This window comes from Pseudomonas sp. CAM1A (assembly GCF_047501685.1).
In the GTDB taxonomy this organism is placed as follows: domain Bacteria; phylum Pseudomonadota; class Gammaproteobacteria; order Pseudomonadales; family Pseudomonadaceae; genus Aquipseudomonas.
In genome coordinates, this window is the sequence record NZ_JBFNXP010000008.1 from 251,607 (window position 1) to 272,330 (window position 20,724).

At 66.6% G+C, this 20,724-nt stretch carries 17 protein-coding genes; 7 read left to right on the forward strand and 10 right to left on the reverse strand.

Going from position 1 to position 20,724, the window contains the following annotated elements:
- Nucleotides 1-174: 174 nt before the first annotated feature.
- Both ABZO33_RS18760 and tadA read left to right on the forward strand, forming a co-directional pair.
- A complete protein-coding gene (locus ABZO33_RS18760) occupies nucleotides 175-1,557 on the forward strand; it encodes a multicopper oxidase family protein (RefSeq protein ID WP_414537224.1) in 1,383 nt (460 codons plus the stop codon).
- A complete protein-coding gene (gene tadA / locus ABZO33_RS18765) occupies nucleotides 1,557-2,036 on the forward strand; it encodes a tRNA adenosine(34) deaminase TadA (RefSeq protein ID WP_414537225.1) in 480 nt (159 codons plus the stop codon). The genes ABZO33_RS18760 and tadA overlap by 1 nt, the downstream gene beginning before the upstream one ends.
- 57 nt (nucleotides 2,037-2,093) lie before the next feature.
- Here tadA and mltF read toward each other — a convergent pair whose 3' ends face one another.
- Nucleotides 2,094-3,551 (reverse strand): membrane-bound lytic murein transglycosylase MltF, encoded by a 1,458-nt coding sequence (mltF, locus tag ABZO33_RS18770; protein WP_414537226.1) that lies wholly within the window; start codon nucleotides 3,549-3,551, stop codon nucleotides 2,094-2,096.
- A 222-nt stretch (nucleotides 3,552-3,773) separates the two neighbouring features.
- Here mltF and purL point away from each other — a divergent pair, with 222 nt between their 5' ends.
- Both purL and ABZO33_RS18780 read left to right on the forward strand, forming a co-directional pair.
- Nucleotides 3,774-7,673, forward strand: coding sequence for a phosphoribosylformylglycinamidine synthase (gene purL / locus ABZO33_RS18775; protein WP_414537227.1), 3,900 nt, complete (start codon nucleotides 3,774-3,776; stop codon nucleotides 7,671-7,673).
- Between the two features lie 2 nt (nucleotides 7,674-7,675).
- Nucleotides 7,676-7,987, forward strand: a complete 312-nt coding sequence (locus tag ABZO33_RS18780; protein WP_414537228.1) for an NGG1p interacting factor NIF3 — start codon at nucleotides 7,676-7,678, stop codon at nucleotides 7,985-7,987.
- A gap of 110 nt (nucleotides 7,988-8,097) precedes the next feature.
- On the opposite strand, the gene nagE is transcribed toward ABZO33_RS18780, so the two are convergent.
- The 5 genes from nagE to ABZO33_RS18805 are packed head-to-tail and all read right to left on the reverse strand — an operon-like array spanning nucleotide 8,098 to nucleotide 15,181.
- Nucleotides 8,098-9,756 (reverse strand): N-acetylglucosamine-specific PTS transporter subunit IIBC, encoded by a 1,659-nt coding sequence (gene nagE / locus ABZO33_RS18785; protein ID WP_414537229.1) that lies wholly within the window; start codon nucleotides 9,754-9,756, stop codon nucleotides 8,098-8,100.
- A 12-nt stretch (nucleotides 9,757-9,768) separates the two neighbouring features.
- Nucleotides 9,769-12,312 (reverse strand): phosphoenolpyruvate--protein phosphotransferase, encoded by a 2,544-nt coding sequence (gene ptsP / locus ABZO33_RS18790; protein WP_414537230.1) that lies wholly within the window; start codon nucleotides 12,310-12,312, stop codon nucleotides 9,769-9,771.
- An 18-nt stretch (nucleotides 12,313-12,330) separates the two neighbouring features.
- Nucleotides 12,331-13,353, reverse strand: coding sequence for an SIS domain-containing protein (locus ABZO33_RS18795; RefSeq protein WP_414537231.1), 1,023 nt, complete (start codon nucleotides 13,351-13,353; stop codon nucleotides 12,331-12,333).
- Nucleotides 13,350-14,438: an N-acetylglucosamine-6-phosphate deacetylase gene (gene nagA / locus ABZO33_RS18800; RefSeq protein ID WP_414537232.1), complete on the reverse strand. Its 1,089-nt coding sequence runs from the start codon at nucleotides 14,436-14,438 to the stop codon at nucleotides 13,350-13,352. The genes ABZO33_RS18795 and nagA overlap by 4 nt, the downstream gene beginning before the upstream one ends.
- A gap of 11 nt (nucleotides 14,439-14,449) precedes the next feature.
- A complete protein-coding gene (locus tag ABZO33_RS18805; protein ID WP_414537233.1) occupies nucleotides 14,450-15,181 on the reverse strand; it encodes a GntR family transcriptional regulator in 732 nt (243 codons plus the stop codon).
- A 458-nt stretch (nucleotides 15,182-15,639) separates the two neighbouring features.
- Here ABZO33_RS18805 and ABZO33_RS18810 point away from each other — a divergent pair, with 458 nt between their 5' ends.
- Together ABZO33_RS18810 and ABZO33_RS18815 are read left to right on the forward strand one after the other, a co-directional pair.
- Entirely contained in the window at nucleotides 15,640-15,879 is a 240-nt protein-coding gene (locus ABZO33_RS18810; protein WP_414537234.1) for a hypothetical protein, read from the forward strand.
- A complete protein-coding gene (locus tag ABZO33_RS18815; RefSeq protein WP_050704173.1) occupies nucleotides 15,876-16,115 on the forward strand; it encodes a DUF3077 domain-containing protein in 240 nt (79 codons plus the stop codon). Before ABZO33_RS18810 ends, ABZO33_RS18815 begins: the two co-directional genes overlap by 4 nt.
- 101 nt (nucleotides 16,116-16,216) lie before the next feature.
- Here the strand turns inward: ABZO33_RS18815 and tatC are convergent, their stop codons facing one another.
- The 3 genes from tatC to tatA are packed head-to-tail and all read right to left on the reverse strand — an operon-like array spanning nucleotide 16,217 to nucleotide 17,456.
- Nucleotides 16,217-16,951, reverse strand: a complete 735-nt coding sequence (tatC, locus tag ABZO33_RS18820; RefSeq protein ID WP_414537235.1) for a twin-arginine translocase subunit TatC — start codon at nucleotides 16,949-16,951, stop codon at nucleotides 16,217-16,219.
- A complete protein-coding gene (tatB, locus tag ABZO33_RS18825) occupies nucleotides 16,951-17,238 on the reverse strand; it encodes a Sec-independent protein translocase protein TatB (protein WP_414537236.1) in 288 nt (95 codons plus the stop codon). Before tatB ends, tatC begins: the two co-directional genes overlap by 1 nt.
- Nucleotides 17,238-17,456 (reverse strand): twin-arginine translocase TatA/TatE family subunit, encoded by a 219-nt coding sequence (gene tatA / locus ABZO33_RS18830; protein ID WP_046854345.1) that lies wholly within the window; start codon nucleotides 17,454-17,456, stop codon nucleotides 17,238-17,240. The genes tatB and tatA overlap by 1 nt, the downstream gene beginning before the upstream one ends.
- Before the next feature lie 136 nt (nucleotides 17,457-17,592).
- Between tatA and gspK the strand changes: the two genes are divergently transcribed.
- Nucleotides 17,593-18,558, forward strand: coding sequence for a type II secretion system minor pseudopilin GspK (gene gspK, locus ABZO33_RS18835; RefSeq protein WP_414537237.1), 966 nt, complete (start codon nucleotides 17,593-17,595; stop codon nucleotides 18,556-18,558).
- Nucleotides 18,559-18,631: 73 nt separating this feature from the next.
- Here the strand turns inward: gspK and ABZO33_RS18840 are convergent, their stop codons facing one another.
- A complete protein-coding gene (locus tag ABZO33_RS18840) occupies nucleotides 18,632-20,677 on the reverse strand; it encodes a PhoX family protein (RefSeq protein WP_414537238.1) in 2,046 nt (681 codons plus the stop codon).
- Between the last annotated feature and the right edge of the window lie 47 nt (nucleotides 20,678-20,724).

Here is a 20,724-nt window from a genome sequence, read left to right on the forward strand (position 1 = left end):
AAGGCTGGCGTCGTAACGGCCGGGGCAGGTGGCAACTATGTGTTGAGTCGGATTGCGGGCAGCCTGTGACAACACTTCACTTAATCTTTCCCATTTGCAGGTGTATCGTATTCGCCCTTCATCGCCGGCCATTGCTGGCAGCTTGATAGCGCAGAGCACGAGGTACCCGCACCGATGTCCTTTACCCGTCGACAAATGCTCAAGGGCCTGACCGGCCTTGTAGTGGTAGGCCTGGGCGCCGGGGGCGCGGCGCGCTACTGGCTGGGCAAGGTCGAGGACGATAACGCCGGGCACGACTACGAGCTGATCGCCGCGCCGCTGGACGTCGAGCTGGTGCCAGGCTTCAGGACCGAGGCCTGGGCCTTCGGCCCGTCGGCGCCGGGCACCGAGCTGCGGGTGCGCCAGGGCACCTGGCTGCGGGTACGCTTCATCAATCAGCTGCCAGTCGAGACCACCATTCACTGGCACGGCATCCGTTTGCCGTTGGAGATGGACGGGGTTCCGTATGTCTCGCAGTTGCCGGTCAAGCCGGGCGAATACTTCGACTACAAGTTCAAGGTGCCGGACGCCGGCAGCTACTGGTATCACCCGCACGTCAGCAGCTCCGAGGAGCTGGGCCGCGGCCTGGTCGGCCCGCTGATCGTCGAGGAACGCGAACCGACCGGCTTCAGGCACGAACGCACGCTGAGCCTGAAGAACTGGCACGTGGACGAGCAGGGTGCCTGGCTGCCGTTCAGCATCCCCCGCGAGGCGGCGCGCAACGGCACCGCCGGGCGCCTGATCACCATCAACGGCCAGGCCGAGTCGGTCACCGAGCTGCCGGCCGGGCAGGTGGTGCGGGTGCGCCTGCTGAACCTGGATAACACCTGGACCTACCGTTTGAACCTCAAGGGCAACTGCGAGGCGATGATCTACGCCCTCGATGGCAATCCGATCACTCCGCGCCCGCTGGACGAGGAATACTGGCTTGGCCCGGGCATGCGCATCTGCCTGGCGATCCGCATTCCCGAGGCGGGTGAGGAGGTGTCGTTGCGTGACGGCTTCGTGCGCCTGGGCACATTGCGCTCGGTGGCCAGCAGCGAGGCGCCCGGCGATTGGCCCAAGGCGCTGCCGCCCAATCCGGTTGCCGAGCCGGACCTGGAGAACGCCGAGAAGCTCAACTTCAATTTCGAATGGGTCGGCAAGGTCTCGGTGAACACCGAGAACGGCAAGCCGCCGAGCCTGTGGCAGATCAACGGCCAGGCCTGGGACATCACCGACAAGACCTGCGCCGACCGGCCGATAGCCACGCTGCAAAAGGGCAAGAGCTATATCCTCGAGCTGAAGAACATGACCCAGTACCAGCACCCGATCCACCTGCACGGCATGAGTTTCAAGGTGATCGCCTCCAATCGGCGCAAGATCGTCGAGCCGTGGTTCACCGATACTTACCTGCTGGGCAAGAACGAGCGGGCGCAGGTGGCGCTGGTGGCGGATAACCCAGGCACCTGGATGTTCCATTGCCATGTCATCGACCACATGGAAACCGGCCTGATGGCCGCGATCGCGGTGGTCTGATGCGGCCACAGATCATCGATCGCAGCCGCGATCAGGAATTCATGCGCCTGGCCCTGGAGCTGGCCGCCGAGGGCGCGGCCTTGGGCGAGGTGCCGGTGGGAGCGGTGCTGGTGCAGCACGGCCAGGTAATCGGTCAGGGCTTCAACCGGCCGATCCTCGACAGCGACCCCAGCGCCCATGCCGAGATGGTGGCGATCCGCGCCGCGGCCCGAGCTGCCAGCAACTACCGCCTGCCGGGCAGCACCCTGTACGTGACGCTGGAACCCTGCAGCATGTGCGCCGGGCTGATCGTCCATTCACGGGTGATGCGCGTGGTGTACGGTGCGCTGGAGCCAAAGGCGGGGATCGTGCAGAGCCAGGGGCAGTTCTTCACCCAGGGCTTTCTCAACCATCGGGTGATGTACGAGGGGGGAGTGCTGGCCGAGGAGTGTGGGGCGATCTTGAGCGAGTTCTTCAAGGCGCGGCGGGCCAAAGGTTAACCTGCAGCCACGGTATCGCGGGGCAAGCCCGCTCCCACGCATTGGCAGCGCAGGCCATCACATCGGTGCGGCCTGCTCCGCCGGCTTGTCCTTGTTCACCGCCGGCACATGCAGGTTGCCCTCGGCCACCTGGCCTTCGAGCTGCGGCTGCGTGACCCAGGTGAGAATGTCGTAGTAGCGGCGGATGTTGGCGACGAAATGCACAGGCTCGCCGCCCCGGGCATAGCCGTACTTGGTCTTGCTGTACCACTGCTTCTGCGACAGGCGTGGTAGCATCTTCTTCACGTCCAGCCACTTGTTCGGGTTCAGGCCTTCACGCCTGGCCAGGGTGCGGGCGTCTTCCAGATGGCCGCTGCCGACGTTGTAGGCCGCCAGGGCGAACCAGGTGCGGTCCGGCTCCTTGATGCTGTCGTCGAGTTGCTCCTTGACCAGCATGAAGTACTTGGCGCCGCCCTGAATGCTCTGCCGGGGGTCCAGGCGGTTGGACACGCCCATGGCCTGGGCGGTGCGCTGGGTGAGCATCATCAGGCCGCGCACGCCGGTCTTGGAGGTGACCTCCGGCTGCCACATCGATTCCTGGTAGCCGATAGCGGCCAGCAGGCGCCAGTCCACCTGTTCGACCTTGGAGCTGGTCTTGAAGTGTTTCTCGTACTTGGGCAGGCGTTGCTGCAGGTGCTGGGCGAAGGTGTAGGCACCCACGTAGCCCAGCACATCGACATGGCCGTAGTAGCGATCCTTCAGGCGTTGAAGCGTGCCGTTCTTCTGCGACTTGTCGAGAAACTCGTTGATCTCGTTGAGCAGGCTGTTGTCTTCACCGGCGGCCACCGCCCAGCGCTGGTCACGGGTGTCGCCCAGGTCGAAGGCCACGCGCACGTTGGGGAAGTACACCTGGTTCATGGCCAGCTCGTTGGAGTCGACCAGGGTCAGGTCGACCTGGCCTTCGTCGACCATGCGCAGCAGGTCGACCACTTCGACGGCGTCGGACTCTTCGTATTCGAGCCCCGGGTTCTGCTTTTTCAGCTCGGCGAGCTGGTCGGCGTGGCTGCTGCCCTTGAGCACCATGATCTTCTTGCCCACCAGCCCCTTGGCATTGGTCGGACGCGAGCGGCCGTTGCGGTAGATGACCTGCGGGGTCACCTCGAGATACGGGTGGGAAAATTTCGCCTGGCTGGCGCGGCGCTCGCTGCTGACCAGGCCGGCGGCGGCCAGTACCGGGCCGGAAGGCTTGCCCAGCTGGTCGAACAATTGGTCGAGGTTGTCGGCGGTCTCGATCTCGAGCTTCACCCCCAGGTCGTCGGCAAAGCGCTTGACCAGTTCGTACTCGAAACCGGTTTCGCCGTTGCGGTCCTGGAAGTAGGTGGCCGGGCTGTTGCGGGTAATCACGCGCAATACGCCATCCTCCTTGACGCGTTCGAGGGTGCTGGGTTTTTCAACGCAGGCACCGAGCATCAGGAAGAGTCCGGTTGCGAAGAGCCATTTGGCGCAACGCTGGCGCAAAGCAGTGTGGGCGAACATAGGGTGCAGTATACGCAAAGGACTGCCGGCGCCATATCTCGACAATAGGTGGCTTGTCTGGTAGCAGGCGCTGTGACGGGCATGGCGCAAGGGGCGATTTTTTGACCCTGGAGTCCGGTTCCACCGCCCGGCAGCATTGGCGTAGAGCGGGTGCCGAAAGCCTGCGAATTAGGCTAGAATGCACGGCCTCTAAGCACACCCCTTCCTGAGGCTGTCCCGACGATGTTGATCCTGCGCGGCGCTCCTGCCCTTTCTGCCTTTCGCCACGGTAAATTACTCGAGCAACTGAGCCAGAAAGTCCCCGCTGTTACTGGTTTGTATGCCGAATTCGCCCACTTCGCCGACGTCGACGGCGAGCTGACCGCCGACCAGCAGCAGGTGCTGGGCCGTCTGCTCAAGTACGGCCCGAGCGTGCCGGTGCAGGAGCCGACCGGCCGCCTGTTCCTCGTTGTGCCGCGCCTGGGCACCATCTCGCCCTGGGCATCCAAGGCCAGTGACATCGCCCACAACTGCGGCCTGCAGTCGATCCAGCGCCTGGAGCGCGGCATCGCCTACTACGTCGCCGGCAGCATCAATGACGCCGACGCCCAGGCCATCGCCGCCGAGCTGCACGACCGCATGACCCAGCGCATGCTGGGCAAGCTCGAAGACGCCGCCGACCTGTTCAGCCACGCCCAGCCCAAGCCGATGACCTCGGTCGACATCCTCGCCGGTGGCCGCGCCGCCCTGGCCCAGGCCAACATCGACCTGGGCCTGGCCCTGGCCGAAGACGAGATCGACTACCTGGTCGCCGCCTTCCAGAACCTTGCGCGCAACCCGAACGACATCGAACTGATGATGTTCGCCCAAGCCAACTCCGAGCACTGCCGCCACAAGATCTTCAACGCCAGCTGGGACATCGACGGCCAGGCGCAAGAGAAGAGCCTGTTCGGCATGATCAAGAACACCTACCAGATGCACAGCGAAGGCGTGCTGTCGGCCTACAAGGACAACGCCTCGGTGATCGTCGGCTCGGTGGCCGGGCGCTTCTTCCCGAACCCTGAGACCCGCCAGTACGGCGCGGTGCAGGAGCCGGTGCACATCCTGATGAAGGTCGAGACGCACAACCACCCGACCGCCATCGCCCCGTTCTCCGGCGCCTCCACCGGCTCCGGCGGCGAGATCCGCGACGAAGGCGCCACCGGCCGTGGCGCCAAGCCCAAGGCCGGCCTGACCGGATTCACCGTTTCGAACCTGCGCATCCCAGGTTTCGAGCAGCCTTGGGAAAAGCCGTACGGCAAGCCCGAGCGCATCGTCGACGCCCTCGACATCATGATCGAAGGCCCGCTGGGCGGCGCTGCGTTCAACAACGAATTCGGTCGCCCGGCGCTGACCGGCTACTTCCGTACCTTCGAGCAGGGCATCAACACCCCGCACGGCGAGGAAGTGCGTGGCTACCACAAGCCGATCATGCTCGCCGGCGGCATGGGCAACATCCGTGAAGACCATGTGCAGAAGGGCGAGATCACCGTCGGCGCCAAGCTGATCGTGCTCGGCGGCCCGGCCATGCTGATCGGCCTGGGCGGCGGCGCCGCTTCCTCGGTCGCCACCGGCGCCAGCTCCGCCGACCTGGACTTCGCCTCGGTGCAGCGCGAGAACCCGGAAATGGAACGCCGTTGCCAGGAGGTCATCGACCGCTGCTGGCAGTTGGGTGACAACAACCCGATCGCCTTCATCCACGACGTCGGCGCCGGTGGTATCTCCAACGCCTTCCCGGAACTGGTCAACGACGGTGGCCGCGGTGGCCGCTTCGAACTGCGCAACGTGCCCAACGACGAGCCGGGCATGGCCCCGCACGAGATCTGGTCCAACGAGTCGCAGGAGCGTTACGTGCTGGCGGTCAGCGCCGAGGACTTCGAGCGCTTCCAGGCCATCTGCGAGCGCGAGCGCTGCCCGTTCGCGGTGGTCGGCGAGGCCACCGAAGAGAAGCACCTGACCGTCACCGACAGCCACTTCGACAACACCCCGGTGGACATGCCGCTGGACGTGCTGCTGGGCAAGCCGCCGCGCATGCACCGCTCGGTTACCCGCGAAGCGGAGCTGGGCGATGAGTTCGACCCGAGCACCCTGGAACTCAAGGACTCGGTCGAGCGCGTCCTGCGTCACCCGGCCGTGGCCAGCAAGAGCTTCCTGATCACCATCGGCGACCGCACCATCACCGGCCTCGTGGCCCGCGACCAGATGGTCGGCCCGTGGCAGGTGCCGGTGGCCGACTGCGCCGTCACCGCCACCAGCTTCGACGTCTACACCGGTGAAGCCATGGCCATGGGTGAGCGTACCCCGCTGGCCCTGCTCGACGCCCCGGCGTCCGGGCGCATGGCGATCGGCGAGACCCTGACCAACCTGGCGGCCTCGCGCATCGAGAAGCTGTCCGACATCAAACTGTCGGCCAACTGGATGTCCGCCGCCGGTCACCCGGGTGAAGACGCCCGCCTGTACGACACCGTCAAGGCCGTCGGCATGGAGCTGTGCCCGGAGCTGGGCATCACCATCCCGGTCGGTAAAGACTCGATGTCGATGAAGACCCAGTGGAGTGAAGCCGGCGAGCAGAAGAGCGTCACCTCGCCGATGTCGCTGATCATCACCGGCTTCGCCCCGGTCACCGACATCCGCAAGACCCTGACCCCGCAGCTGCGCATGGACAAGGGCGAGACCGACCTGATCCTGATCGACCTGGGTCGCGGCAAGAACCGCATGGGCGCCTCGATCCTGGCGCAGACCCACGGCAAGCTGGCCGCCCAGGCGCCGGACGTCGATGACGCCGAAGACCTCAAGGCGTTCTTCGCCGTGATCCAGGGCCTGAACGAAGACGGCCACCTGCTGGCCTACCACGACCGTTCCGACGGTGGCTTGCTGACCACCGTGCTGGAAATGGCCTTCGCCGGCCACTGTGGCCTGGAGCTGGAACTGGGCAACCTGACCAGCAAGCGCGAGAAAGTCGCGGCCATCCTCTTCAACGAAGAGCTGGGCGCGGTGATCCAGGTCCGTCAGGACGCCACGCCGGATGTGCTGGCGCAGTTCAGCGCCGCTGGCCTGGGTGAGGATTGCGTCGCCGTGATCGGCCAGCCGATCAACAACGGTGAAGTGCTGATCAACTTCGAAGGCGAAGAGCTGTTCAACGGCGATCGCCGCCTGCTGCAGCGCCAGTGGGCCGAAACCAGCTATCAGGTCCAGCGCCTGCGCGACAACGCCGACTGCGCCGACCAGGAATTCGACGTCCTGCTGGAAGAAGACAACCCAGGCCTGTCGGTCAAGCTGGGCTACGACGTCAACGAAGACATCGCCGCGCCCTACATCAAGAAGGGCGTGCGCCCGCAAGTGGCGATCCTGCGCGAGCAGGGCGTCAACGGCCAGGTCGAGATGGCTGCGGCCTTCGACCGCGCAGGCTTCGCCGCCGTCGATGTGCACATGAGCGACATCCTGTCTGGCCGTGTCGATTTCGAAGCGTTCAAGGGCCTGGTGGCCTGCGGCGGCTTCTCCTACGGCGACGTGCTCGGTGCCGGTGAAGGCTGGGCCAAGTCGGCGCTGTTCAACACCCGTGCCCGCGATGCCTTCCAGGCCTTCTTCGAACGTACCGACAGCTTCGCCCTGGGCGTGTGCAACGGTTGCCAGATGATGTCCAACCTGCACGAGCTGATTCCGGGCACCGAGTACTGGCCGCACTTCGTGCGCAACCGCTCGGAGCAGTTCGAGGCCCGCGTGGCCATGGTCGAGGTGCAGAAGTCCAACTCGATCTTCCTGCAGGGCATGGCCGGTTCGCGCATGCCGATCGCCATCGCCCACGGCGAAGGCCATGCCGAGTTCGCCAGCGAAGAGGCACTGCTGGAAGCCGACCTGTCCGGTTGTGTGGCCCTGCGCTACGTCGACAACCACGGCAAGGTCACCGAAGCCTACCCGGCCAACCCGAACGGCTCGCCGCGCGGGATCACCGGCCTGACCAGCCGCGATGGCCGCGTGACCATCATGATGCCGCACCCGGAGCGTATGTTCCGCGCCGTGCAGAACTCCTGGCGCCCGGATGAGTGGCAGGAAGACGCGGCGCTGATGCGCATGTTCCGCAACGCGCGTGTCTGGGTGAACTAAGGGTGTACAAGCTCGCCTTCTTCGTCCCCGACAGCCATGTCGAGGTGGTCAAGGCCGCTGTGTTTGCCGCCGGTGGCGGGCGTATCGGCGACTATGACCACTGCGCCTGGCAGACACTCGGCCAGGGCCAGTTCCGCCCGTTGCACGGCAGCCAGCCGTACATCGGGCAGACCGGTCAGGTCGAGGTGGTCGAGGAGTGGAAGGTGGAGCTGGTGGTGGCTGACGCGCTGATCGCCCAGGTGGTCGCCGCACTCAAGCAGAGCCACCCATATGAAACGCCGGCTTATGAGGTCTGGCCGCTGGCCGACTTCTAGAACGGCGTCGAATGACATCGCGGGGCAAGTCGCATCGGCGCACCGCCGCTCCCACGAAGCAAGTTCGTGGGAGCGGCGGTGCGCCGATGCGACTTGCCCCGCGATGCTTTTCAGCCTTGCAAGGCGGCGCCCAGCGCAGGCGCCTTGCCACCTACCAGCAGATGCCACACGCCGCCTGCCTGTGGACTCACCCCCAGGCATCCCAGGGCGATCAAGCGCTCCTGCTCTACCTTGCCCTCATCCCTGACTTGCACCCGCACCCGGCTCGAGGCCACGCACTGGGCTTGCAGCACATTCTCGCGTCCGCCCAAGGCCTGCAGCCATTCATCCGCAACGACCGTCTCGGTGACCACCGCGGCCTTCTCGACCACCGGTGCCGTTACCCGCGCATGGGGTAGCTCACCACGAATCTCGTCGGCCAGCGCATCGGCCATCGGCCCCACCACCACCTGCAGGCTGCCGCCGGTGCCTGGGCGTACCACCGCGAGGGCACCCAGGGCCTTCAGGTCCTGGTCGCGGGCCAGGTTGCGGTCGGCCAGTACCAGGCGCAGGCGCGTGGTGCAGGCATCCACGCCCTGCAGGTTGGCCGCGCCGCCGAGGGCGTCGATGTAGCGCCGGGCCCGTGGCGCATCGCTGCCCTCGGCCTGGCTGGCCGCCTGTTCCTCGCGACCGGGTGTCTTCAGGTCGAAACGGCGGATGCAGTAGTCGAACACGAAGTAGTAGACCAACCCATAGAGCACGCCCACGGGGAACACCAGCCAGCCGTTGCTCGAGCGTCCCCAGCCCAGGGCCATGTCGATGCCGCCGCCGGAGAAGGTGAAGCCCAGGCGGATCCCCAGCAGGTCGCAGATGGCCATGGACAGCCCGGTCAGCAGTGCATGGATCAGGTACAGCAGCGGCGCGAGGAACATGAAGGCGAACTCGATCGGCTCGGTGACCCCGGTCAGCGCCGAGGTCAGCGCCATCGACAGCAGCACGCCACCGATCAGCTTGCGCCGGGCCGGCAGGGCATTGCGGTACATGGCCAGGCAGGCGGCGGGCAGGCCGAAGATCATCACCGGGAACATGCCGGCCATGAACTGCCCGGCGTTCGGGTCGCCGGCAAAGAAGCGCGCCAGATCGCCCGTGACCATCTGGCCGCTGGCCGCCTGAAAGCTGCCGAAGACGAACCACACCAGGTTGTTGAGGATATGGTGCAGGCCGGTGATGATCAGCAGGCGGTTGAGCACGCCGAAGAAGAACGCGCCGATACTGCCGCTCTCCAACATCAGTTGGCCGAGGCTGTTGATGCCGTCCTGGATCGGCGGCCAGACCAGGCCGAACAGCAGCCCGAGGAACACCGCCGACACCCCGGTGGCAATCGGCACGAAGCGCCGGCCACCGAAGAACGCCAGGTAGTCCGGCAGCTGGATGTCCTTGAAGCGGTTGTACAGGCCACCGCCGAGCAGGCCGCAGATGATCCCGGCGAGCATGCCCATGTCGATCTTCGGGTCGATCACCTTCAGCGTCGCCACCAGCACCAGGTAGCCGATGGCCCCGGCCAGGCCCGCGGTGCCGTTGTTGTCGCGGGCGAAGCCCACGGCGATGCCGATGGCGAAGATCAGCGCCAGGTTGGCGAAGATCGCTTGGCCTGCGTCATGCACCAGGGCGATGTCGAGCAGGTCGGTGTCGCCCAGGCGCAGCAACAGGCCGGCGATGGGCAGGATGGCGATGGGCAGCATCAAGGCGCGGCCAAGCCGCTGCAGGCCCTGGATGAAGTGCTGGTACATGGTGCGCTCCGATTATTGTTGTAGGGCCACGGGGGCCGCAGGTTGGGCGTGGGGTTGCGCGGTGAAGTCACGGCAGGCCTGGCGTACCGCCGCAGCGCTGGCCAAGCCCAGCAGGCCTTGGCTGAAGCGGCGGCAGGCGCTGGCGTCGAGCTGGCGCACCAGGGCCTTGATCTCACCGATCTGCGGCGTGCTGACCGACAGCTCGGCCACCCCCAGGCCGACCAGCACCGGCGTGGCCAGCGGATCGCTGGCCAGCGCGCCGCACACGCCGACCCAGCGCCCATGCTTGGCAGCGCCCTGGCAGGTCAGCTCGATCAGGCGCAGCAAGGCGGGGTGCAAGGCATCCACCCGCGCAGCCAGGCCGGCGTGGTCGCGGTCCATGGCCAGGGTGTACTGGGACAGGTCGTTGGTGCCGATGGAGAAGAAGTCCGCGTGCTCGGCCAGGCGCTCGGCGAGCAGCGCCGCCGCCGGCACCTCGATCATCACTCCCAGCTCGGCGCGTTGCCTGATGCCCAGCTCGCCGGCCAGCCGGTCCAGGCGCAGGCGGATGGCGATCAGCTCGTCGACTTCGGTCACCATCGGCAGCATGATCCGGCAGCGCTGTTGCGGGCTGACTTGCAGCAGTGCGCGCAACTGCTGGTCGAGCAGCTCCGGGCGCACCTGGCCCAGGCGGATGCCGCGCAGGCCGAGTACCGGGTTGGCCTCGGCCGGCAAGGGCAGGTAGTCGAGCTGCTTGTCGCCGCCTACATCGATGGTGCGGATGATCACCGGGCGTTCGCCCATGGCATCGAGCACGGCCTGGTAGGCGCTGCGCTGCTCGGTTTCGTCCGGTGCGGTGGGGCGGTCGATGAACAGGAACTCGCTGCGCAGCAAGCCGATGCCGTCGGCGCCTTGGGCCAAGGCCTCGGCGGCCTCCTCGGCACTGGCGACATTGGCGGCGACCTCGATCAGCTGGCCATCGCGGGTGCGGGCGCTTTGCTGGGCGGCGGCCTGCTGGCGTTGGCGGGTTTCGCGGCGCTGTTGCACATGACGCTGCACCTCGGCCAGGCGCTGCGTATCAGCCTCGGTTTCCAGGCGGCCCTGGTCGGCGTCCAGTACCAGCGGCGTGCCGGCGGGCAACTCCAGCAACGCTTCGCCCACGGCCACCAGGCACGGCAGGCCACGGGCGCGGGCGAGGATGGCAACGTGCGAGGTGGCGCCGCCGGCGGCCATGCACAGCCCGGCGACCTCATGGCGAGCCAGTAGCAGCAGGTCGGAGGGCGTCAGCTCATGGGCGACGACAATGGCCGAGGGCGGCAGGCGCAGTTGCCGGGTTTCACCAAGCAAGGCCCGCAGCACGCGCTGTTGCAGGTCGTACAGGTCGTTGGCGCGCTCGGCCAGCAACGGGTTGCCCAGGCTGCGCAGGATCTGGCACTGGGCATCGATGGCACGGCTCCAGGCATGGCTGGCGGCGACGCCGTTGGCGATATGCTGGCGGGCGTCGCCGAGCAGGGCCGGGTCGTCGAGCAGGGCCAGATGGGCCTCGAGGATCGCCGCTGCGTCCTCCTGGCCGCGAGGCAGGTGCCGCCAGTCGAGGTCGATGGCATGGCGGACCTCGGCCAAGGCACTGTTCAGCGCCTGGTGCTGCTCGGCGGGGTCGTTGTCGCCGCTGTCCGCCGGCAGGCTGATGCCGTCCAGGCGTGCCAGCGGCCCCATGGCGAGGCCGGGGGCGGCGCAGACACCGTTGAGCACGCCGGACTCGGCATTGGGTTTGGGCGTGGCGATGCTTGTGGGTGCATGCGCGGCATGGCGCTCACCGACCGAGGCTGTCTGCACGGCGGCGATCAACGCCTGCAGCGCGGCCTGGCTGTCCGGGCCGGTGCAAATCAGTTCGACTTCGGCGCCTTCGCCAACGCCCAGGCCCATGACCGCCACCAGGCTATCGAGGTCGGCCTCGCGCTCGGCGAAACGCAGCACGGCATGGCTCTGGAAGCCTTGCGCAGTCTGGCGGAGCAGGGCGGCAGGGCGGGCATGCAGGCCGCCGTGATGAGCGACCCGGGCATGACCATGTGCACGCTCATGGCTGACCGGGCGTGCCTGCGCTTCGCTGCCCGTGGCCTCGACCTCCAGTAGCGCCGCGCCCAGGCGCGAAGCGCCTGTATCCAGTCGCGTCAGGCCAAAGCCCGGGCCATTGCTGACCAGCATCACGGTGACCAGGCTGACACAGTGCTGTGCCACTTGGTCCATGTCGAAGCGCACCAGCGGTTGTCCCTGGGTCACCTGGTCGCCCAGCGCCACCAGCGGCGTGAAGCCACGCCCCTGCAACTGCACGGTGTCGACACCGATATGCAAGAGGATTTCCGCGCCGTTGGCCGCGCGCAGGGTCAGCGCATGGCCGGTACGGGCCAGTTGCACCACTTCGCCCGCGCAGGGCGCGTGCAGCACGTCGTTCAACGGGTCGATGGCGACGCCGTCGCCGAGGGTGGCGCCGCTGAACACCGGGTCGGGTACCTGGTCCAGCGGTACCTGTGGTCCGGCGAGCGGGGCATGGAGGATGATCTTGTTATTGTCGGGCATGCGCTGTTCCTCGCGGCTCTACTGCGTGCAGGTCACTTTGCTCAGGTGGCGCGGCTGGTCGGGGTCGAGGCCACGGGCCTCGGCCAGGGCCGCGGCCATGACGTAGAAGCTCTGGATCGCCAGCAGCGGGTCCAGGGCCGGGTGTTCGGCGCAGCTCAGGGTGAGGTCGCGCCCGGCGATATCGGCGGGCGCCGCCAGCAGCACCCGGGCGCCGCGCTGGCGCATGTCGGCGGCCAGCTGCAGCAAGCCGGCCTGCTCGACGCCACGCGGGGCGAATACCAGCAGCGGGTATTGGGCATCGATGAGGGCCATCGGGCCATGGCGTACTTCGGCGCTGCTGAAGGCTTCGGCCTGGATCACCGAGGTTTCCTTGAGCTTGAGCGCAGCCTCTTGGGCGATGGCGAAGCCCGCGCCCCGGCCGATCACCATCAGGCGCTCGCTGTCGCGCAGGGTGTCGATGGCCCAGCTCCAGTCCTGCGCGGCGGCCTCGCGCAGCTGCGCGGGCAGGGCAAGGCCGGCCTCCAGCAAGGCGCGATCCTGGCCCCAGTGTGCGACCAGGCGAGCGCTGGCGCTCAGGGTGGCGACGAAGCTCTTGGTCGCCGCCACCGACAATTCGGGCCCGGCGCCCAGCGGCAGGTGGTGCTGGCAGGCCTGCTCCAGCGGCGAGCCCTCGGCATTGACCAGCGACACAGTGGTTGCGCCGCACTGGTTCAGGCGACGCAGGCTGTCGACCAGGTCCGGGCTCTGCCCCGACTGCGAGAAGCCCAGCGCCACCTGGCCGCGCACCCGCAGCGGCGCCTGCTGCAAGGTCACCACCGACATCGGCAGCGAAGCCACCGGCAGGCCCAGCTGCTGCATGGCGATGTAGGCAAAGTAGCTGGCGGCGTGGTCCGAGCTGCCTCGGGCCACGGTCAGCGCCACTTGCGGGTCGAGCCGGCGCAGTTGTTCGCTCAGGGTTTCCAGGCGCGGGTCCAGCGCCTGGTTCTGTCGTTCGACGACATCGGCGCAGGCGCGGGCTTCTTCGAGCATCCTTGAACTCATGCGGTTTCTCCTTCGACCATCACGGCGGTCAGGTTCAGTTGGCGGTCCAGCAGCACCGCGTCGGCCCAGGCGCCCGGTTGCAGGCGGCCACGGTCGGCGATGCCGAGGTAATCGGCGGGGTAACGGGACAGGCGTTCAGAGGCCTCGGCCAGCGGCAGGCCGATCTTCACCAGGTTGCGCAGGGCCTGGTCCATGGTCAGGGTGCTGCCGGCCAGGGTGCCGTCGGGCAGGCGCACGCCGCCCAGGCACTTGGTCACGGTGTGGCTGCCCAGGCGGTATTCACCATCGGGCATGCCGGCGGCGGCGGTGGAGTCGGTCACGCAGTACAGGCACGGGATCGAGCGCAGGGCCACGCGCATGGCGCCCGGGTGCACGTGCAGCAGGTCGGGAATCAGTTCGGCATAGCGGGCGTGGGCCAGGGCCGCGCCGACGATGCCAGGCTCGCGGTGGTGCAGCGGGCTCATGGCGTTGTACAGGTGGGTGAAGCTGGTGGCGCCGGCCTCCAGGGCCGCCACGCCTTCTTCGTAGCTGCCCAGGGTGTGGCCGAGCTGCAGGCGGATGCCGCGCTGGCTCAGGGCCTGGATCAGCGGCAGGTGGCCGGCGACCTCCGGGGCGATGGTGATGACCTTTATCGGTGCCAGGGCCAGGTACTCTTCGACCTCGTCGAGCAGCGCCTGGTGGGCAAAGTTCGGCTGCGCGCCGAGCTTGCCGGGGTTGATGTACGGGCCTTCCAGGTGCACGCCGAGGATGCGCGCGCCTTGGCGCGGTTGCCCGAGGTGCTCGCCCAGTTCGGTGAGCACGCGGGTCAACTCCTCGCGGGGCGCGGTCATGGTGGTGGCCAGCAACGAGGTGGTGCCGAAGCGCCGATGGGTGCGGGCGATGGTGGCGAAGGCCTCACCGCCCTGCATGATGTCGCTGCCACCGCCGCCATGCACATGCAGGTCGATGAAACCGGGCAACAGGTAGGGCAGGTCGTTGGCCTGCGGGTCGCACGGCGTGCCCTCGATGGCCTGAATGCGGCCGTTTTCGAGGTGCAGCTGTCCGCGCACCCAGCCGTCGGGGGTGAGGATGTTGGCGATGTCCATGGGGGCTCCGGTCAGCGTCGCAGTTCGGCGACGAAGTCGTAGTAGTCGTTGCGGCAGTAGGTGTCGGTCAGCTCGATGGCGGTGTTGTCGTCGAGGTAGCCGATCCGGGTCATCAGCAGCATGGCGGTGCCGGGGGCGATGCCTACCTGGGCCGCCAGTTCGTCGCTGGCGTTGATTGCGCGGATATGTTGCAGGGCGCGGACCACCGGGCGGCCGAGCTGGTCGAGGTGCTGGTACAGCGAATCGCCGATGGCCTGCGGGTCACCAAGCAGACGGGCGGGCAGGGTACTGACCTCCACCGCCATGACGATGTCGTCGGCCTTGCGCAGGCGCTTGAGGTGGGCCACCTGGTCGGTGGGCGACAGGCCCAGACGGATCAGTTCGTCGTTGCTCGGGGTGCCGATGCTGCGTTCAAGCCACTGGGAGCTGGGCACGAAGCCTTTCATGCGCAGCATTTCGCTGAAGCTCGACAGGCGCGACAGGGGTTGTTCCAGGCGTGGGGTGATGAAGGTGCCGGAGCCTTGGATGCGTTGGATCAGGCCTTGTTCGAGCAGGACCTCCAGGGCCTTGCGCGCGGTGACCCGGGAAATGTCCAGGGTTTCGCTGAGGGTGCGCTCCGAGGGCAATGCCTGGTCGGCGGTCCACTGGCCGGCGTGGATGGCCTGTTCCAGGTTGCGCGCCAGCTGCAGGTAGAGCGGGGTGGCGCTGGTGTCGTCGGGGCGCAGGGCCGATAGAGGACGCATGGGCGGTGTCCGATATTGTTGTTGGGTGGAAAATTAATACCACTTTAATACCAGGTCAATACCACTGGTCTGGATTGGTGTGTCGATGGGGATGTGTGTCGATAGAAATTTGGCGCTCCATCCCTCAAATCTGGTGTCGGACATTTCCGAACTTGAAACCAAATGCTTCAGCCAGAAAAGCTTGGGAACTATCCTACGTGCTTGCCGGAAGCTGCTGCGTTGTCGGGGAAAGACCCCAGGGATAACTTCACCGGGTCGCCAGATTTGGTGACCAGGGTGTGAGAATCCTGGAGTACAAGTTTTTCGGCAGTCCTTTCATGGCAGCCGTGCACGGGCAGACTTCGGTCTGACCGGGTTTCTTGTGCCCCGGATTCTCACCCCGTTCACGGCTGCCACCCTTTGTCTTGTGAGAATTGCCTTGGGATGGCGCTTCCTTGGAACGCACAAGAGTTCGACCTATGAAAAAAATCGTCCCAGATCCACCCCGTCTCGCGCCCTTCATCAGCATCCGTTCCACGCTCACCCGCGAGGAGGCCATGTCCGCTGCTGTCGAAGTCGCCACCGCCATTTCCGATGTGCTCGATATCTACTTCAAGACCGAACCGGGGGACGTACAGGATCGCCTGTTCACCGCCAGCGACTACCTCGGCCAACTGGCCTGCGCCCTGCTCGAACACAAACCGGAGCCCCGACCATGACTCGCGGACACACCGCAGGCCGCACGGTCTGCCTAGACCTGTTCAAGGTCGAGCCGGGTGTTTCCTTCGAGGACGCTTTCAGCGAGTTGTCGGTGCTGCTCGGCTGCATCCGCCACCTGACTTGCGAGGCGGAAATGGAGGGTGACCTGCTGGCCGGCAGCTCGGCGCGGATCCTCAGCGCCATGGCCAAGGCGCTGATCGATGACATGGAGGTGGGGTTGAACCGCTCTGGTTGAGCTGATGGCCCTATCGCGGGGCAAGCCCGCTCCCACGCAGAATGTGCAAATGTGCGATTGGCGTGGGAGCGGGCTTGCCCCGCGATAAGGCCGGTACAACTTTACTCCGCCCGGCGCACCAACCCACACGCCAGCAACCCCACCTCGAACAGCACCCACATCGGCACCGCCAGCATGGTCTGGGAAAAAACATCTGGCGGCGTCAGGATCATCCCCACCACGAAGCAGCCGACAATCACATAAGGCCGGCTGCGCCGCAGCGTGGCGACGTCGGTCAACCCCGCCCAGACCACGATGAAGGTCGCCACCGGGATCTCGAAGGCCAGGCCGAACGCCAAAAACAGCGCCAGGATGAAGTCCAGGTACAAGCCGATGTCGGTCATCATCGCCACCCCGTCCGGGGTCACGCTGGCGAAGAAACCGAACATCATCGGGAACACCAGGAAGAACGCGAACGCCATGCCGCCGTAGAACAGCAGGATGCTCGACACCAGCAGCGGCAGGGCGATGCGCCGTTCGCGGCGGTACAGCCCCGGGGCGATGAAGCCCCAGGCCTGGTGCAGCAGCAGCGGCATGGCGACGAACAGCGCGCACATCGCCGTCAGCTTGAATGGCGCAAGAAACGGCGAGGTGACGCTGGTGGCGATCATGCTGGCGCCTTCGGGCAGGTAACGGCGCAGTGGTTCGGAGATCTGCGTGTACAGGGTCTGGGCGAAGGGGAACAGCCCGCAGAACACCAGCGCGATCACCAGCAGGCAGCGCACCAGGCGCTTGCGCAGGTCGCGCAGATGATCGGTCAGCGGCATGCGCGCCGCCTGGTCGAGAGCGAGGGACATCAAGCGCTCTCCCTGGCATGGGCGACTGGTGTCGGGTCATTGGCAGGCGTCGCGTCGAGCTGGATGCCCTGGCGGACCTCCTGCTCGAGGCGCTGCAACGGCGCGGCATCCAGGGCGGGCATGTCGATCTCCCGCTCCACCTGCGCTTTCAACGCATTCAGCGCTCGCCGCGCTTGGCCCAGCCCACGGCCCAGGGTGCGTGCCGCCACTGGCAGGCGCTCGGGGCCGAGCACCAGCAGCGCGACGATGCCCACCAACAGCAGTTCGGTGAAGCCGATCTCGAACATCAGGCCTGACGATCCGTTTGTGTCTGCTGCACCGGCTGATTGTTCAGCACTTGCGGCTGTTGCTCGACAGTGTTGTCGGCAGTGCCGCCCATGGACTTGCGAAAGCCCTGGATCGCCTCGCCCACATCACCGCCCAGCCCTTTGAGACGCTTGGTGCCGAACAGCAGGAAGACGATCAACAGCACGATCACCAATTGCCAGATTCCGATGCCACCCATGTAAGACCACTCCTGTCAGGTCAAAGAAAAAGGAAGGCCAATCCTGCCCTGTGCAGATGACGGGCACATGACTGCCATCTGCCTGAAACAACGGGTGTGTTGACTGGCGCTTTTCAGTGGCCACGGGAAGACAGGGATGGGGCGCAGGCGACAACAGGGCGCGGCACTGCTGATGGTGCTGGTGGTACTGGCGATGCTCGCGGCGGGGCTGGCCTGGCTGGTGGAGGATGGCCGGCGCCAGGTGGACGCGGTGCGCCTGTTGCACCAGCGGGTGCAGGTGCGGGCCATGGAGCAGGCTGGCCTGGCCTACGCCTCCCAGGCTCTGCGTGATCCGGCCTGGCGCGCCAGCCCGCTGTTCTGGCAGGCCCTGCGCGGGCAACCGCTGACCTATGACTTTGGCGCTGGCAAGGCGCAGTTGCGGGTGATCGACCAGCACAGCTGCTTCAACGTCAACGCCCTGCTGGGGGAGGATGGTCCACGGGCCGAACGCCAGTTGCGCCAGCTGTTGGGCGATGACATGGCCGCCGAGCGGCTGGTCGATGCCCTGGCCGACTGGCTGGATGCCGACAGTGACGCCCGTCTGCAGGGCGCCGAGAGTGCCCAGTACCTGCGCCAGCAACCACCGCGATTGGCGGCCAACCAGCCGATGCTCGACACCAGTGAGCTGAACCTGCTGCTGGAGCCGGACAGTGGCCGGCAAGGCCGCTATCGAATGCTCTGCGCGCTGCCCTCGACCGGCGGCTGGCGGCTCAATGCCAATGCCCTGGGGCTGGAGCACTTGCCGTTGCTGGAGGCCCTGTACGAAGGACAGTTTTCCCGCTCGATGCTCAGCCGCATCATCAGCGGCCGGCCAGCGGCTGGCTACGTGGATGCCGCGGCATTGCGCCAGGCACTGGGGGCGGTGGATGACGAGACCTTCGCCCGGCTAAGCGAAGGGTTGTTGCTCAACAGCGGCCATTTCGTCCTGCAGCTGTTGTTCGAGGAAGAGGGGCGCACGCTGCGCAGCCAGTTCCAGATCGAGGCGTTGGGCGTGGTGCAATGGCATGCGCGGGTGCCGGCGCAGCAGGTGCGCGTGAGGGGCAGGGAGGCGGTGGCCTGGTAGAACAAAATCGCGGGACAAATCGCATCGGCGCACCGATGCGACTTGTCCCGCGATTGAGGTGAAAGCTGATTGATCAGACGGTGCCGATCTCCCCGCCATCATTACGCTGGATCACCACCGTCGAAGCCCGTGGCCGCACCGAGGTGCCGGTTGGCGTGACGTCGGTGGCCTTGTCGGTGCTCGGCCAGTTGTCCGGGTGCTGGATGTTGACGAACATGGTCTTGTTGTCCGGGGTGAAGGCAATCCCCGTCACCTCGCAGCCGTTCGGGCCGACGAAGAAGCGGCGCAGGTCCGCCTGGTTGGTGGCGTTGACCGGGATCTGCTTGCCATTGGCGTCCACCAGGTCGGTGGGGATCACCGCCAGCACCTGGTCGTTGGTGTAGCTGGTCAAGGTGGCCTCGCCGTTGTCGGTCTCGAACCACAGCACGCCGCGGCTATCGAAGCTCATGCCGTCGGGGCTGGCGAACTGGTTCAGTTCGGTCAGGCCCGAGCGGTTGATGTCCGGCGCACCGGCGGCGTTGGCGCCGAACACGAAGATGTCCCAGGTGAAGGTCTTGTGGTCGTCGCTGTCGTGCCAGCGGATGATATGGCCGTGGCGGTTCGGCCCGCGTGGGTTGGCCGCATCGACCTTGGCCGCGGTGCGCGCGCTGTTGTTGGTCAGGGTCAGGTAGACGTCGCCGTTGAGCGGGTTGACGGCGGTCCACTCCGGGCGGTCCATGGGCGTGGCGCCCACGGCGTCGGCGGCGCCACGGGTGTTGAGGATGATGCCCGGCAGGTCGCCGAACTGCGCGCCCAGGGTGCTGCCGGCGGTGGTCGGGGTGGCCACGTCGAGCAGCAGCCACGCGCCGGTGCCGTTGGCATCGAAGCGGGCGACATACAGCTTGCCTTTGTCCATGTACTTGGCGCCGGTGGCCAGGCGGTCGGCCGGGTTGGCGTCGGCCGGGTCCCACAGGGCGTCGGAGACGAACTTGTACAAATACTCGTTGTTGGAGTCGTCGCCGGTGTACCAGACCAGCGGCTTGCCGGCCACCGGCAGGCCCGGGCAGCAGCCTTCGTGGCGGAAGCGACCCAGGGCGGTGCGCTTCACCGCCAGGGTGTTGCTGGTGTACGGGTCGATCTCGACGATGTAGCCGTAGGTGCTGGCTTCGTTGCGGAAGTCGTCGGTGGCGCCGGCGCCGGTGGGGGTGATGTCGAAGCGGGCGAACTCGCCGGCCACTTCGCTGGCATCACCAGCCGCGGTTTCCCATTTGTACTGGCCGCTGCTGGCGGAGACGCCGATGCGTACCTGGTCGGCCGGGCGCACACCTTTGTTGACGAAGATGCCGGGCCAGTTCTCCTCGCAGGTCAGGTAGGTGCCCCACGGGGTGTAGCCGTTGCCGCAGTTGTTGTTGGTGCCGCGGCACTGGGTGCCGGAGGGCGAGAACTTGGTCTTGACGTGGTCGGTGCCGCGCAGCGGGCCTGCGATGTCCATCAGCGAGACGGTGGTGAAGCGGCGGTTGAGCGGGTCGTTGTCAACCACCTGCCAGCGCCCGGCGACCTTGCTGATGCGCACCACGCCCGCGCCATGGGCGTTGATTTCCTTGCGCACTTCCTCGACCGGACGTTTACCGGCGACGGTAGTGGGGCCGGCCGGATGCAGGGCGGCGGTGTCGATGTACTCGAAGTTGATCGCCAGCAGGCCATCGCTGGAGCTGCCGTTGATGGGGAAGAAATGCATGCCGTCGTGGTGCATGCCCATGGCGTTGGCCTGGTCGGTGGAGCTGTTGCTGCCGTCGGCTTTCCAGGGGTTGGCGGTGGCGTTCAGCGGCGTGCCCCAGGGCGCCAGCACATAGGCGCTGTAACCGGCGGCGACCACGCAGGCGTCGGTGCGCGAGCCGGCGATGGAGTTGAAGCCCAGCTTGAGTTTGGGCTTCTCCGGCTGCGGCGCTGGATCGTCGTGATCCGAGCCGCCGCCGCTGTCGAAGCAACCGGTCAGGCCGGCACCGGCGATCATGGCGATGGCCGCGCCGAGGCTGCCGCGGACCACGGAGCGACGGCTCAGGTAAGTGTCCATGACACTGGCCATCGGCAGGTTGCCGCTCTGGTTGCGGTCCAGGTTATCGCCGGTATCTCGACTCATCAGGGTGTCCTTTTTTTGGCTGAGTTGAAGGAAACCGCGACTGTAGA